A 13466-nucleotide genomic window follows, 5' to 3' on the forward strand; every position below is an offset into this window, starting at 1 on the left:
CGCTCTGCGTGGGAATGCAGCCCGTGACGCTCCGCGTCACTGGACGCGGAGCGTCCCTTGAGGCATTCCCACGCGGAGCGTGGGAACGATCACGCCAACCCGAAAGTTGGCGTTCTATTCAGCTCAAGCGAGGCTTAGCGCGGCACGACCGGCTTGCGCGCAGGCTTCGGCCCCTTGCCTTTGGCCGCGTCCTTGCGCTCCTTGGCCGCCTGCTGGTTGCGGGCGAATGCCGCCGCCTTGGCCTGTTCGCGCTTGTCCCACGGGTTGCCGCCATCGCTGGCGCGCGGTGGCAGGCCGGTGTGCTGGGTCAGGATTTTGGTGGTCTTTTCCCCCGCCACTTTATGGCTACCGGCCGGCGTCGAGTTCTTGCGACGGGCGCTCTGGTAGCTGTCGGTCGCCGGCTGATGCAACGGGATCAACTGGTTCTTGCCCGGCCCGATCAAGTCGGCGCGGCCCATGCGGGTCAACGCTTCACGCAGCATCGGCCAGCCTTTCGGGTCGTGATAACGCAAGAACGCTTTGTGCAGGCGACGCTGCTCTTCGCTCTTGACGATGGTCACGCCGTCGCTCTTGTAAGTGACCTTGCGCAGCGGGTTCTTGCCCGAGTGGTACATCGCGGTGGCGGTGGCCATCGGCGACGGGTAGAACGCCTGCACCTGGTCGGCACGGAAACCGTTGCCCTTGAGCCACAGGGCCAGGTTCATCATGTCTTCGTCGGTGGTGCCCGGGTGAGCGGCGATGAAGTACGGAATCAGGTACTGCTCTTTCCCGGCTTCCTTGGTGTACTTCTCGAACATGCGCTTGAACTTGTCATAGCTGCCGATGCCCGGTTTCATCATCTGGTTGAGCGGACCTTCCTCGGTGTGTTCCGGGGCGATCTTCAGGTAACCACCGACGTGGTGGGTCACCAGCTCCTTGACGTACTCCGGCGACTCGACCGCGAGGTCGTAGCGCAGGCCAGAGGCGATCAGGATCTTCTTCACACCGGGCAAGGCTCGGGCGCTGCGATAGAGCTGGATCAGCGACGAGTGATCGGTATTGAGGTTCGGGCAAATGCCAGGGAACACGCATGAAGGCTTGCGGCACGCGGATTCGATTTCCGGGGTCTTGCAGGCGATGCGGTACATGTTCGCGGTCGGGCCGCCGAGGTCGGAAATGACGCCGGTGAAGCCCGGTACCTTGTCGCGGATCTCTTCGATTTCGCGAATGATCGACTCTTCGGAACGGTTCTGGATGATCCGGCCTTCGTGCTCGGTGATCGAGCAGAAGGTACAGCCGCCGAAACAGCCACGCATGATGTTCACCGAGAAACGGATCATCTCGTAGGCCGGAATCTTTTCCTTGCCGTACGCCGGGTGCGGAACGCGTGCGTAAGGCATGCCGAACACGTAGTCCATTTCTTCGGTGGTCATCGGAATCGGCGGCGGGTTGAACCAGACGTCTACCTCGCCATGCTTCTGCACCAGTGCGCGGGCATTACCCGGGTTGGTTTCCAGGTGCAGCACGCGGTTGGCGTGAGCGTAAAGCACGGCGTCACCACGGACCTTTTCAACCGATGGCAAACGAATCACGGTCTTGTCGCGGGTCATTTTCGGGCTGGCCAGGATCTGCACGACCTTGGCTTCGCTCGGATCCTCAACCGGACCTTTTTCCTGCTCGATGGCGCAAGCGGCAGTGTCTTGGGTGTTCACGTACGGGTTGATGATCTTGTCGATCTTGCCCGGACGGTCGATACGCGTGGAGTCGACTTCGTACCAGCCTTGCGGCGTATCACGACGAATGAACGCGGTGCCGCGCACATCGGTGATGTCTTCGATCTTGTGACCATAGGACAGGCGCTGGGCGACTTCGACGATCGCACGCTCGGCGTTGCCGTAGAGCAGGATGTCGGCGCAGGCGTCGATCAGGATCGAGTTACGCACCCGATCCTGCCAGTAATCGTAGTGGGCGATGCGGCGCAGGGAGGCTTCGATGCCGCCGAGCACAATCGGCACGTGCTTGTAGGCTTCCTTGCAGCGCTGGCTGTAAACCAGGCTCGCGCGGTCCGGACGTTTGCCCGCCAGGCCACCAGGGGTGTAGGCGTCGTCGGAACGGATTTTCTTGTCGGCGGTGTAGCGGTTGATCATCGAGTCCATGTTGCCGGCCGCGACACCGAAAAACAGGTTCGGCTCGCCAAGCTTCATGAAGTCGTCTTTGGACTGCCAGTTCGGCTGCGCAATGATCCCGACGCGGAAGCCCTGGGCCTCCAGCAGTCGGCCGATGATCGCCATGCCGAACGACGGATGGTCGACGTAGGCATCACCGGTGACGATGATGATGTCGCAGGAATCCCAGCCGAGCTGATCCATCTCCTCCCTGCTCATCGGCAGGAATGGCGCTGGCCCGAAACATTCGGCCCAGTACTTGGGATAGTCAAATAACGGCTTGGCTGCTTGCATGTCGATAACCGGTGTTGGCTTTCATTGAATTTCGCGGGCGCGGAATATAGCACAAATTTTGACCAATTCCGACGGCTATGGTCGGAAATCGGTGGAGCTGTTTTCGCAAAAATCCTGGGGCCACACATAACCCTTGTGGCGAGGGGGCTTGCCCCCGTTGGGCAGCGAAGCGGCCCCCATAGTTTATCTGTGATACCGCAAATTCAGGATTTACGACTGCTTCGCAGCCGAACGGGGCGGTGCGGCGCTCCGACAAGCCCCCTCGCCACAGAAGCCCTCGCCACAGTTACTCGTCATCGTCGAAGTTGTAGCTACCCGGCGCCAGGTTTTCAAATCGGGTGTATTTGCCGATGAAGGCCAGGCGGATAAAGCCGATCGGGCCGTTCCGCTGCTTGCCGATGATGATTTCGGCAATGCCTTTGTGCTCGGTTTCCGGGTGATACACCTCGTCCCGGTAAACGAACATGATCACGTCGGCGTCCTGCTCGATCGCTCCCGATTCCCGCAAGTCGGAGTTCACCGGTCGCTTGTTCGGGCGCTGTTCCAGGGAACGGTTGAGCTGGGACAGTGCCACCACCGGGCAGTTGAATTCCTTGGCCAGCGCTTTCAGAGACCGGGAGATCTCGGAAATCTCGTTGGTCCGGTTATCACCGCTGGAACCCGGGATCTGCATCAGCTGCAGGTAGTCGATCATGATCAGACCAATCTCACCGTGCTCACGCACCAGACGACGGGTCCGGGCGCGCATCTCCGACGGGCTGATACCCGCCGTGTCATCGATGAACAGCTTGCGATCGTTGAGCAGGTTGACCGCCGACGTCAGGCGCGGCCAGTCGTCGTCTTCCAGGCGACCGGCCCGGACCTTGGTCTGGTCGATTCGACCGAGGGACGACAGCATACGCATGATCAGCGATTCGCCTGGCATCTCGAGGGAGTAAACCAGGACAGCCTTCTCGCTGCGCAGCACGGCGTTTTCCACCAGGTTCATCGCAAAGGTGGTTTTACCCATGGACGGACGGCCGGCGACGATGATCAGGTCGGCCGGTTGCAGGCCACTGGTCTTCTCGTCGAGGTCGGTGTAGCCGGTAGACAAGCCGGTGATGGCGTTGTCAGTGTTGAACAAGGTGTCGATGCGGTCGATGGCCTTGGTCAGCAGGTCGTTGACGCTGACCGGGCCGCCGGTTTTCGGACGGGCCTCGGCAATCTGGAAGATCTGCCGTTCGGCCTCGTCGAGAATCTCGGCGGCGGTGCGGCCTTCAGGGTTGAAAGCGCTGTCGGCGATTTCGGTACTGATGCCGATCAACTGGCGCAGGGTTGCCCGCTCGCGAACGATCTGGGCATAGGCTTTGATGTTGGCGACGGACGGCGTGTTTTTTGCCAGTTCGCCGAGGTAACCGAGACCGCCGACCTGGGATGTCTGACCTTCCTTGTCCAATTGCTCGGCCAGGGTCACGACGTCGATCGGTTGGTTCTGGTCCGCCAGTTTGGCGATGGCCCGGAAGATCAGGCGGTGGTCATGCCGATAGAAATCGCCGTCGGAGACTTGATCGAGCACGCGCTCCCAGGCGTTGTTGTCCAGCATCAGACCACCGAGCACGGCCTGTTCGGCCTCGATGGAGTGCGGCGGCACCTTCAGGGCAGCGGTTTGCAGATCGTATTGCTCGGGAGCGGAGATATCGTTCATGGCCACTTGGTTTATTCAGGAAAAGCAGGGGTTGTGAAAATCAGGAACTGCAGAAAGACAAAGGGCACGACCTGTAAACAGGATCGTGCCCGATGTTACCGGCAAGCACCCGAGGGTGCCAGCCGACAAGTGCTGCTTAAGCTGCTACCACGACAACGCGTACGGTGGCTTCAACTTCGGCGTGCAGGTGCACGGCTACGTCGAATTCGCCTACGTTGCGGATGGTGCCGTTCGGCAGACGAACTTCGCTTTTTGCAACTTCAACGCCAGAGGCGGTCAGTGCATCAGCGATGTCGTGGGTGCCGATCGAACCGAACAGCTTGCCTTCGTCACCAGCGGTGGCAGTGATAGTCACTTCCAGCTCAGCCAGTTGGGCGGCGCGGCTTTCAGCCGATGCTTTACGGTCTGCTGCGGCTTTTTCCAGCTCAGCGCGACGCTCTTCGAACGCAGCCAGGTTGGCTGGGGTCGCAGCGGTAGCTTTGCCGTATGGCAGCAGGTAGTTACGACCGTAACCAGCCTTAACGTTCACTTTGTCACCCAGGTTGCCCAGGTTGGTGACTTTTTCCAGAAGGATCAGTTGCATGTGAAAATCCTCTTAACTTTTAACCTTCACCGTTCGCGCTATCGGCATCTTTCGGTGCCGAACGACCGCGAAAATCAATCAGGCTGTCGACGATGGCCAAGACCACCAGCAACGGATAGATCAGCTGCATGAACAGCAACAGCGTGACGTACAACCCCACCAGCCAGAACCTGGCCAGTCGCTTTTGCGCCACCAGCCCGTGAATCAGGGCCAGCCCGGCGAACACCAGCGGTACGCTGCACAACGGCGTCAACATGGCCATCTGCGGGCCAAGATTTGGCCCCAGAAGCATTAACGCCAGCAGCAACATCGCCGGTCCCAGCGGGATTCGGATGGCGCGAAACTCGCGACCAAAACCACCCGGGTTGTACAACAACGCCTGCCAGTAGCGCCCGACAATCAGGCTCAGCACACTGACGATTTGCAACAAGGCCGCAATCAGGCCGGTCAGGACCGGTGCAATCAGGGACGCAAAGCGCGCTTGCTCGTCTACCGACAATTGCTGGTAGACATCACCGAGTAGCGACGGCATGACTTTTATCAAAGCCTGCGCCAGCATCTCGATCTGGGGCGCAAAAGCCGCCCCCAGCACCACTGAAAACACCAATCCCATCGCTATGCTGACCAGCAGCACACGGTTCCAGGACTCGCTTGCGCGCAAAACCAACGCAAGGCTCGAAGACCCCAGCAGCACCAGAAGTGCCCGTGGGTCGTCGGAGTAAAGCCACCAGATCAACGCCGGCAGCAGTCCCAGAGCAAGTACGCCAACGGCGTCCTTCAATCCGCGCCGCAGGAGCACAAGGCATCCGGCGGCAGCACCCAACCAATACAACAACGGCAATGTTGCGCATCCAGCCACTACCAGAGTGGCCTGCATACGGCCGCGCATGATGAACTCAGCTAAGGCGCGCATGCATTCAATCCTTTGCTACGTGTCGACTGCCCGGTCTCAGCGGCCGTGGCTGTCGGTGTAGGCCAGCAGGGCCAGGAAGCGGGCGCGCTTGATAGCGGTGGCCAGCTGACGCTGATAACGTGCTTTGGTACCGGTGATGCGGCTTGGAACGATTTTGCCGGTCTCGGATACGTAAGCTTTCAGAGTGTTGAGATCTTTGTAATCGATCTCTTTCACGTCTTCAGCGGTGAAGCGGCAGAATTTACGACGACGGAAGAAACGTGCCATGTAATAGGCTCCTCAAAAGGTCCGTGGATTACTCGTCAGCGTTATCGCTGTTGTCGCTGTCATCACTGTCAACGCCTTCAGCGTCGGAGTGCTCAGGACGGTCGCGACGCTCACGGCGCTCACTGCGGTTTTCTTCAGCCTTGAGCATCTCGGATTGGCCGGTAACGGCTTCTTCGCGACGGATGACCAGGTTACGGATCACTGCATCGTTGTAGCGGAAGTTGTCTTCCAGCTCGGCCAGGGCCTTGCCAGTGCACTCAACGTTCAGCATCACGTAGTGAGCCTTGTGAACATTGTTGATTGCGTAGGCCAGTTGACGACGGCCCCAATCTTCCAGACGGTGGATTTTGCCGCCGTCTTCTTCGATCAGCTTGGTGTAACGCTCAACCATGCCGCCGACTTGCTCGCTTTGATCCGGGTGGACCAAAAAGATGATTTCGTAATGACGCATGAATGCTCCTTACGGGTTGTAGCCTGCCGCTCAAAAGCGGTCAGACAAGGAGTGAATGACACTTATGGACTTGCTTGCGATAGACACATGCGTGCCTGCCGTCACAGCAAGGGGCGCAATTGTAGAGAAGGCTCGAGAGAGGCGCAAGGCAATTGGTGATTATTTGAACAATCACTTCAACCTGAAGCCCCCCTGTAGGAGCTGTCGAGTGAAACGAGGCTGCGATCTTTTGATTGTAAAAAATCAAAGTCAAAAGATCGCAGCCTCGTTTCACTCGACAGCTCCTACACCGCTCCTACGGGGTTGTAGGGGTTATACGGGTTGTGTCAGGACTTTTTGCCGGCGGCTTTGACGCCGCGCTGGCGCAGCGCTTCGAACAGGCAGACACCGGTGGCGACGGACACGTTGAGGCTGCTGACGCTGCCAGCCATCGGCAGGCGCACCAGATAGTCGCAAAGGTCGCGAGTCAGGCGGCGCATGCCACTACCTTCGGCCCCCATGATCAGGATGGTCGGGCCGGTCAGGTCCTGTTGATACAGATCCTGCTCAGCCTCGCCCGCCGTACCGACGACCCACAAGCCGCGCTGCTTGAGTTTTTCCAGGGTGCGCGCCAGGTTGGTCACGGCAACCAACGGAATCACTTCCGCCGCACCACAGGCAACCTTTCGAACCGTCGGGGTCAGCGTGGCTGACTTGTCCTTCGGCACGATCACCGCCAGCGCGCCGGCCGCATCGGCCGAACGCAGGCAAGCGCCGAGGTTGTGCGGATCGGTCACGCCGTCGAGCACCAGCAGCAACGGTGCGCCTTCGGTGCGATCGAGCAACTCGTCGAGCATCGCCTCGCCCCAGACCTGGCTCGGGCTCACGTCCGCCACCACGCCCTGGTGCACGCCTTCAACCCAGGCGTCCAGCTCACGACGCTCAGCCTGACCGACGGCCACGCGATTTTCCGCAGCGAGTTCGATCAGCGTCTGAACCCGCGGATCACTGCGGCCTTCAGCCAGCCAGATCTGCTTGACGCGTTTTGGGTGGTGACGCAGCAACGCTTCTACCGCGTGCACGCCGTAGATCTTTTCCAACTGACTCATGACTTGGCCTTAGGTTTACGCGCCCCGCCGCTTCTGGCGGCTGGAGCGGAACCCGCTTTTGGCGGGCCTTTACGGTGTTTACTTGGCTTGGCTGGTTTGCCGCCGGAGGCCTTGTCAGGCGCCGACCGCCCGGTCTTTCCCCCAGACGCCGCTTTACCGCCGCTTTTCGCTTCAGACAGCAACGCCTGTTTCATTTCACGACTTTTGCGCAACTCGGCATTTTTTGCCGCGGCATCGCTCGGGCGATAGGCCTCGACGGCCTTTTCCTTGGCAGGACGACGCCCGGCTTTGGCCGGCGCCGGCTCGACAGCCGATTTTGTAGTAGCGGCAGCAGGCGCTGCGGTTTCAGTGCCGCGCTTTTTGCGACCGATCGGTGCGCTGATGGTTTTTTCGGCCATCTCGAAGTCGATCTTGCGCTCGTCGAGGTCGACGCGCATCACGCGCACTTCAACGGTGTCGCCCAGGCGGAAGCTACGACCGGTACGCTCACCGGCGAGGCGGTGGTGCACAGGATCGAAGTGGTAGTAGTCGCCCGGTAGCGCGGTGACATGCACAAGGCCTTCGACGTAAATATCGGTCAGTTCGACGAACAGGCCGAAACCGGTCACGGCGGTGATCACACCCGGGAAGGATTCGCCCACGCGGTCCTTCATGAACTCGCACTTGAGCCAGTTCACTACGTCGCGGGTCGCTTCGTCGGCACGGCGCTCGCTCATCGAGCACTGCTCGCCGAGCTGCTCCAGGGTCGCTTCGTCGTACGGATAGATCCGCGCTTTCGGAATGGTCATCGCGCCGGCACGGCGAACGTGCGGGGTATCCATTTTCGAATGGATGACGCTGCGAATCGCCCGGTGCGTGAGCAAGTCCGGGTAGCGGCGAATCGGCGAAGTGAAGTGGGTATAGGCTTCGTAATTCAGGCCGAAGTGACCCTGGTTATCGGCGCTGTACACCGCTTGACTCAACGAGCGCAGCATGACGGTCTGGATCAGGTGGAAATCCGGACGATCCTTGATGCCCGCGAGCAAAGCCTGGTAATCCTTCGGCGACGGACCGTCCTTGCCTTTGTGCAGGGACAGGCCGAGCTCGCCGAGGAAGGCGCGCAGTTTTTCCAGACGCTCCGGCGGCGGGCCGTCGTGGACGCGATACAGCGCAGGAATTTCGTGCTTTTTCAGGAATTCGGCGGTGGCCACGTTGGCCGCCAACATGCATTCCTCAATCAACTTGTGAGCATCGTTGCGAACGGTTGGACGAATTTCGGCAATCTTGCGCTCGGAACCGAAGATGATTCGGGTTTCCTGCGTTTCGAAATCGATCGCGCCGCGCACGTGACGGGCCGCCAGCAGAACCTTGTACAGCGAGTACAGCTGCTTGAGGTGCGGCAGAACGTTGGTGTATTCACCACGCAGCTGACGCGCTTCGGTGACTTTCGGCGTCTCCAGCATGGTGCTGACTTTGTTATAGGTCAGGCGGGCATGGGAGTGAATCACCGCTTCGTAGAAGCAGTAGTCGGTCATTTCGCCGGATTTGGAGATAGTCATCTCGCAAACCATGGCCAGGCGATCGACGTGCGGGTTCAGCGAACACAGGCCGTTGGACAACTGCTCAGGCAGCATCGGCACCACGCGCTCGGGGAAGTACACCGAGTTGCCACGAACCTGGGACTCGTTATCCAGCGCCGAACCGATTTTCACGTAGCTGGAAACGTCGGCGATCGCCACGTACAACTTCCAGCCACCGGAGAACAGGCGCAGCTTGCCCGGTTTGGCTTCGCAGTAGACCGCGTCATCGAAGTCACGCGCATCTTCGCCGTCGATGGTCACGAACGGCAGATGACGCAAGTCGATGCGCTTCTCTTTGTCTTTCTCTTCGACTTCAGGCTTGAGCTTGGCGGCTTCTTTCAAGACCGCTTCAGGCCAGACGTGCGGAATATCGTAGGTGCGCAGGGCAACATCGATTTCCATGCCCGGCGCCATGTAGTTGCCCACGACCTCGACCACGTCGCCTTGCGGCTGGAAGCGTGGCGTCGGCCAGTGAGTGATCTTCACTTCGACGAACTGACCGATCTGCGCGTTGGCGTTGCGGCCCGGCGTCACCAGCACTTCTTGCTGGATCTTCGGATTGTCCGCGACGACGAAACCGATACCGCCCTCTTCGAAGTAACGACCGACGATGCTCTCATGGGCACGAGACACCACTTCGACGATCATGCCTTCGCGCCGACCGCGACGGTCGAGGCCGGAAACGCGTGCCAGGGCACGGTCGCCATCGAACACCAGGCGCATTTGCGCCGGGCTCATGAACAGGTCGTCACTGCCGTCGTCCGGGACCAGGAAGCCGAAGCCGTCACGGTGACCGCTGATGCGACCCAGGATCAGGTCGAGCTTGTCCACCGGCGCATAAGTGCCGCGACGGGTGTAGATGAGTTGAGCGTCGCGCTCCATGGCGCGCAGGCGGCGGCGCAGGGCTTCGATCTGGTCTTCTGTGGTCAGACCAAACTCTTCGACCAGCTGCTCGCGGTTAGCAGGCGAACCTCGATCAGCAAGGTGCTGAAGGATCAGTTCGCGGCTAGGAATAGGGTTTTCATATTTTTCCGCTTCACGAGCGGCCTCGGGATCGAGGGACTGCCAATCGGCCATTAGAGAGTTTTCACCTTGTCTATATGCGGGTTAGTTTGGCATAGGCGTAATGAAACGGGAAATTTCAGGCTGTGACAGCCCATCTAAAGCCCTTTATCGACACCGCAAAGCTGATTTGAATGCCGTCGGTAAAATTTTCCAGGTTTTTTTGATGACAGGGGTTTACAGTTAAAAAGACGCTCCGTATAGTGCGCGCCATCGACGACGCACTAGCGCTGCCGATACTGCCCAGATGGTGAAATTGGTAGACACGCCAGCTTCAGGTGCTGGTGACCGCAAGGTCGTGGAAGTTCGAGTCTTCTTCTGGGCACCAATTTAGAGCTGAGATTAGATCAATTTCAAGGCTCACACAAAAACCCGCGAAAGCGGGTTTTTGCATTCTAAGCTTCTGAATTATTAAAATTAAATCAGGGGTTTACAGATCAAAATGCTCTCCGTATAGTGCGCCACATCAACAGCGGCAACGCTGAAGATCATGCCCAGATGGTGAAATTGGTAGACACGCCAGCTTCAGGTGCTGGTGACCGCAAGGTCGTGGAAGTTCGAGTCTTCTTCTGGGCACCAATTCAAATTCAAGGTCACGATCTTGAATTTCACAAAAACCCGCGAAAGCGGGTTTTTGCGTTTCTGGCCTTTGAAAATCCCATGAACATTTCAGGACGGCCTCCTACAGGGTCAAGTGTTGCGTCCGAGACCTCGTTAGCAAACCCCTCACCCACCCTGCAAGGCGCACTTGAGAAACAATATCGTTTATCATTGTTTCAAGTTTTTGCAATGCGCCAGTGAGGAACCCTGCGAATGATGCTTCGAAATACCCTGCGCCGCGGCCTGACCATCACCCTGCTCGGCCTGACACTCGCCACTCCCCTCACCCAAGCCGCCGCCCCGGTTTCCCTGACACTCTATAACGGTCAACACAAGGAAGTCGGCGACGCCGTCGCCAAAGCCTTCGAAGCCAAGACCGGGATTCACGTCAATGTACGCAAGGGCAGCAGCAACCAACTCGCCAGCCAGATCGTCGAAGAAGGCGATCGCTCCCCCGCCGATGTGATCTACACCGAAGAATCGCCACCGCTGAACAAGCTCGGCGAACAAGGCCTGCTGGCGAAAGCCGATGCCGCCACGCTCGAAGTCCTGCCCAAGGACTACGTTGCCGGCAACGGCACCTGGATCGGCATCACCGCGCGGGTCCGGGTCATCGCCTTCAACCCTAAACTGATCGACGAGAAAGACCTGCCCAAGTCAGTGATGGGATTCTCCGATCCGAAATGGCAAGGCAAGGTCGGCTTCGTGCCTTCCAGCGGCGCCTTCCAGGAACAGGCCGTGGCGATTATCAAAGTCCACGGGATGGACGCCGCCGAAGAATGGCTGACCGGCCTGCGCGCGTTCGGCAAAACCTACAGCAACAACATGGTTGCACTGAAAGCCGTGGAAAATGGCGAGGTCGCCACCGTATTGGTGAACAACTATTACTGGTTCGCCTTGCAGCGTGAAAAAGGCCAGCTCGACTCGAAACTGCATTACTTCACCGGTGGCGACGTCGGTGGACTGATCACCGTTTCCAGCGCTGGCGTACTGAAATCCAGCAAACATCCAAAAGAAGCCCAGCAATTGCTCGCCTACATGGCCAGCGAAGAAGGTCAGCGCGTGATCACCCAGACCACCGCCGAATACCCGCTGCACAAGGGCATGGCATCGGAACGCGGTCTCAAGCCGTTCAGTGAACTGCAAGCACCGAACGTCACACCGGCCGACCTCGGCAACGCCGAAGAAGCCCTGGACCTGGAACGCGACGTTGGCTTGAACTGATGAGCGCCTCGCTATCCGCCCCCGCCTCGCGCGGGGGCTACATGCCACGGCGCAAGCGGCCATCGATCTGGCTGCTGCTACCGGTTCTGCTACTGGTGGTACTCAGCCTGTTGCCGCTGGCCTATGTCGGCCTCAAAACCTGGCAAGTCGGCTGGGCCGAGGCGCTGCATCTGTTGTGGCGGCCCTACGTGTTTGGCCTGCTGCGCAATACCCTGGCGCTGATGCTGGGCGTCACATTGGCCTGCGGGGTAATTGGCTTGTCACTCGCCTGGCTGCTGGAGCGCAGCAATCTGCCGGGACGGCGGTTATGGGGCGTGATCCTGTGTCTGCCGTTCGCAGTGCCGGCGTTTGTCAGCAGCTTCACCTGGGTGTCCCTGAGCGCTCACTTCGAAGGCCTGGGCGGGGCGATTCTGGTGATGACCCTGTCCAAGTACCCGCTGATCTTTCTGCCGGTTGCGGCAACGCTGCGCAATCTCGATCCATCTCTTGAAGAGTCTGCCCGGACCCTGGGGCAGAATCGTTGGGGCGTATTCTTCAAAATCACCCTGCCCCTGCTCTGGCCGTCACTGCTGGCCGGTTCACTGCTGATTGCGCTGCACATGCTGGTGGAGTTCGGCGCACTGTCGATCATCGGCCTGCAAACCTTTACCACGGCGATCTATCAGCAGTTCGAACTGGAATTCAGCAATGCCAATGCGGCAATGCTTTCTGCGGTGTTGCTGGCGCTGTGCCTGGTGCTGCTATGGCTTGAGTTGCGCGTGCGTGGCAAAGGCCGACACGTACGTACCGGCCAGGGCGCTGCGCGGCATGCGGAGCAGGTTCGCCTGGGGCCGTGGGCAACTGGTGGACAGCTTTACTGCTTGGTGCTGGCGATCGTCGGCAGCGGCATTCCACTGGGAATGCTGGCGTACTGGCTGATGGTGGGCTCGTCGGCGGCGTTCCCGGTGGCCGCGATCAGCGAGGCATTGCTGTCATCGCTGGCGCTTTCGCTCGGCGGAGCAGCGCTGTGCCTGGTGCTGGCAGTACCGGTGGGGTTGCTGGTGGTGCGCCATAAGGGCCGACTGGCAATCTGGGCCGAGCGCTTGCCGTATCTGCTGCATGCACTGCCGGGATTGGTGATTGCGCTGACCCTGGTGTATTTCGCCCTGCATTATGTGCCAGTGCTGTACCAAACCTCGGCGCTGCTGCTGATTGCTTATGCGCTGTTGTTTCTGCCACTGGCGCAGGCACCGATTCGTACGGCACTGAACAAGGCCGCGCCGCAATTGGAAGAGGCCGCACGCACGCTGGGGGCGTCGTCTTTCAGCGCGTTTTGCCGGGTGACTCTGCCCATCATCTTTCCCGCCCTGGGCGCAGCGTTTGCGCTGGTGTTTCTGGATGCAATGAAGGAACTGACGGCGACGCTGCTGCTGAGCCCGACCGGGCTCAATACATTGGCGACGGAAGTCTGGGCGCATACCGCGAATGTGGAGTTTGCGGCGGCGGCGCCTTATGCGGCGTTGTTGATATTAGTATCGGGGTTGCCGGTGTACCTGCTGACGACGCGGATGTATTTGAGTCGCTGAGACCGCCATCGCGAGCAAGCCCGCGATGGCGT

The 13466-nt window shown here is 59.6% G+C and carries 10 protein-coding genes and 2 tRNA genes; 4 read left to right on the plus strand and 8 right to left on the minus strand.

What is annotated here, in order from left to right; translation table 11 throughout:
- Positions 1 to 134 precede the first annotated feature (134 nt).
- The 8 genes from PMI21_RS10560 to rnr form a co-directional block, all read right to left on the minus strand.
- Entirely contained in the window at positions 135 to 2438 is a 2304-nt protein-coding gene (locus PMI21_RS10560) for a YgiQ family radical SAM protein (protein ID WP_007939575.1), read from the minus strand.
- Between the two features lie 286 nt (positions 2439 to 2724).
- Positions 2725 to 4122, minus strand: coding sequence for a replicative DNA helicase (gene dnaB / locus PMI21_RS10555; protein WP_007939576.1), 1398 nt, complete (start codon positions 4120 to 4122; stop codon positions 2725 to 2727).
- A gap of 136 nt (positions 4123 to 4258) precedes the next feature.
- Complete coding sequence (gene rplI, locus PMI21_RS10550; RefSeq protein ID WP_007939577.1) at positions 4259 to 4705, minus strand: 50S ribosomal protein L9; 447 nt, start codon at positions 4703 to 4705, stop codon at positions 4259 to 4261.
- A gap of 19 nt (positions 4706 to 4724) precedes the next feature.
- Positions 4725 to 5618 carry a hypothetical protein gene (locus PMI21_RS10545; RefSeq protein ID WP_007939578.1) on the minus strand — a complete coding sequence of 298 codons (894 nt, stop codon included), beginning with the start codon at positions 5616 to 5618 and terminating at the stop codon, positions 4725 to 4727.
- A gap of 36 nt (positions 5619 to 5654) precedes the next feature.
- The gene (rpsR, locus tag PMI21_RS10540; protein WP_002551829.1) at positions 5655 to 5885 is read right to left on the minus strand and encodes a 30S ribosomal protein S18; all 231 of its coding nucleotides are present in this window, start codon (positions 5883 to 5885) and stop codon (positions 5655 to 5657) included.
- Positions 5886 to 5913: 28 nt separating this feature from the next.
- Positions 5914 to 6336 carry a 30S ribosomal protein S6 gene (gene rpsF, locus PMI21_RS10535; RefSeq protein ID WP_007939579.1) on the minus strand — a complete coding sequence of 141 codons (423 nt, stop codon included), beginning with the start codon at positions 6334 to 6336 and terminating at the stop codon, positions 5914 to 5916.
- 326 nt (positions 6337 to 6662) lie between these two features.
- Entirely contained in the window at positions 6663 to 7424 is a 762-nt protein-coding gene (rlmB, locus tag PMI21_RS10530) for a 23S rRNA (guanosine(2251)-2'-O)-methyltransferase RlmB (RefSeq protein ID WP_007939580.1), read from the minus strand.
- Positions 7421 to 10060: a ribonuclease R gene (rnr, locus tag PMI21_RS10525; protein WP_007939581.1), complete on the minus strand. Its 2640-nt coding sequence runs from the start codon at positions 10058 to 10060 to the stop codon at positions 7421 to 7423. The genes rlmB and rnr overlap by 4 nt, the downstream gene beginning before the upstream one ends.
- A gap of 226 nt (positions 10061 to 10286) precedes the next feature.
- Here rnr and PMI21_RS10520 point away from each other — a divergent pair.
- The 4 genes from PMI21_RS10520 (at position 10287) to PMI21_RS10505 (ending at position 13434) form a co-directional block, all read left to right on the plus strand.
- A tRNA-Leu gene (locus PMI21_RS10520) sits at positions 10287 to 10373 on the plus strand.
- A gap of 164 nt (positions 10374 to 10537) precedes the next feature.
- Positions 10538 to 10624: transfer RNA gene (locus tag PMI21_RS10515), tRNA-Leu, on the plus strand.
- A 234-nt stretch (positions 10625 to 10858) separates the two neighbouring features.
- Positions 10859 to 11869: an extracellular solute-binding protein gene (locus PMI21_RS10510; protein ID WP_007939582.1), complete on the plus strand. Its 1011-nt coding sequence runs from the start codon at positions 10859 to 10861 to the stop codon at positions 11867 to 11869.
- Positions 11869 to 13434 (plus strand): ABC transporter permease, encoded by a 1566-nt coding sequence (locus PMI21_RS10505; protein WP_007939583.1) that lies wholly within the window; start codon positions 11869 to 11871, stop codon positions 13432 to 13434. Before PMI21_RS10510 ends, PMI21_RS10505 begins: the two co-directional genes overlap by 1 nt.
- Positions 13435 to 13466: the final 32 nt, after the last annotated feature.

It is taken from the genome of Pseudomonas sp. GM18 (genome assembly GCF_000282195.1).
Taxonomy (GTDB): Bacteria; Pseudomonadota; Gammaproteobacteria; order Pseudomonadales; family Pseudomonadaceae; genus Aquipseudomonas.